This is a genomic window from Alteromonas sp. CNT1-28, assembly GCF_022348345.1.
GTDB lineage: Bacteria > Pseudomonadota > Gammaproteobacteria > Enterobacterales > Alteromonadaceae > Alteromonas > Alteromonas macleodii.
In genome coordinates, this window is sequence record NZ_JAKREZ010000089.1 from 1 (window position 1) to 1528 (window position 1528).

Annotated in this window: 1 protein-coding gene; it reads left to right on the top strand. The window is 42.5% G+C overall.

Annotated elements, in window-relative coordinates; genetic code table 11:
- Nucleotides 1–124: 124 nt before the first annotated feature.
- Nucleotides 125–538, top strand: a complete 414-nt coding sequence (locus tag MHN02_RS21410; RefSeq protein WP_239247963.1) for a hypothetical protein — start codon at nt 125–127, stop codon at nt 536–538.
- Nucleotides 539–1528 lie beyond the last annotated feature (990 nt).

Consider the following 1528-nt stretch of genomic DNA (forward strand, 5'->3'; position numbering starts at 1 on the left):
CAACTCAATAAACTCGCTCACTTCGTTCGCTGGGACGCATACACGCAGGGCGGCTTCGCCATTATGCCCTACGTTCCTGCGCCCGTTATTGAAAAGTTATACGCTATGAGCATCAAGGATAGAAATGCAGCTTAAAAAACCTAAGTATCTTCTCATTACTCAAAAGTTAGGGCTTAAATTACCACTAGTTTGGTGTGGTTCAGCGTTTTTAATCGGCGTGTTTACTCAAGAAATAGCAGCTGCAATCTTCATTTCATTCTCATCTTTTTTCTTAACTTGGCTTACTTGTAAACTTTCAGGCTTTTTCTTCAGCTTCCAAGAACATAGCGGCATTCTAAAAAACCATATTTACGATAACGTTTTAAAAGCAATTTGGTTTATAAGTCTGTTTTGCCTCGTAGTGAATTTCTTTAAATCTCTACTCTTAAAAACAGGAAGTGAAGCATTCTTGGGCTGTGTTTTTTCAATCGTTTATTTTGCCTTTATGCTTTCTGCATCAAACCGCTGGGGTATGCACTTTGTTGAAAAACGCGTATAACAAAAAAATTAAGTCACTCACTTCGTTCGCTGGGACGCATACACGCAGGGCGGCTTCGCCATTATGCCCTACGTGCCTGCGCCCCTTATTTAAAAGTTATATGACAAGAGTCGCTTTCAAATATGGATAGGTTTAAATACGAAGTAAAAACTATAGGTGGGGTATTCAAGCTGCGCTCCACAAAGCTCAAAGAATTAGAAGAACTCTGCGGTAATATGGGTAACAAAGGCTGGGAACTTGTTTCTGTAAACTATGACTGGCTAACGGTTAGCTATACTCTTTTTTTTAGAAAAAAAGTCCTCAATTGAAGTGCCGCGGTTATTGGTCTTAGGTTATTTTAGCATTGTCATATAACAACCCAATCAACACACTCACTACGTTCGCTGGGACGCGTACACGCGGGGCGGCTGCGCCATTATGCCCCACATGTCTGCGCCCGTTATTGGAAAGTTATAAGGCGTCAGCCTAAACTTCGTTTGGCTTAATACAAATCTCAGTGCAACTGCCCTCACCTGTTGTCATTAGCATCGCTCTAGCTTGTGTTAGGTTCATATCCGCCGCAGTTAATTTAAAGGTGGTGTAATAGGCGCTTAATCGCCAAGTTCTTATTTTCGTCCAGTAAGCGCCATTACACTCGATAGCTCAAATGGCGGCTAGCTTCAATCAAGTCAAAACCATCACTGCACAACCGTTTTGCTTGTTTGTGTTAACAATCAATCGTATGCTGGCTTCAACAGTTTAAAACAGACCAAAGGAAATGGCTCTGCTTCTAACAAAGCGCTTAAGACCACTCCCTTCGGTCGCTCGGACGCATTTACGCGGGGCGGCTTCGCCATTATGCCCCACGCAAATGCGCCGCTTTGCTTAATGTTAGGTGCTAAAAGGAAAAACTATGAAATCATGGAATGAATTAACTAATCTACAACGCGCAGTTATCGGTATCGCAATGGTTGTTGCGGCGGCAGTTTTGCCAGAGATAGCCTTCTTAGT

Excerpts from the sequence above, each read along its gene's own strand:
- MHN02_RS21410 (WP_239247963.1), top strand. The coding sequence starts at position 125 with ATGCAGCTTAAAAAACCTAAGTATCTTCTCATTACTCAAAAGTTAGGG.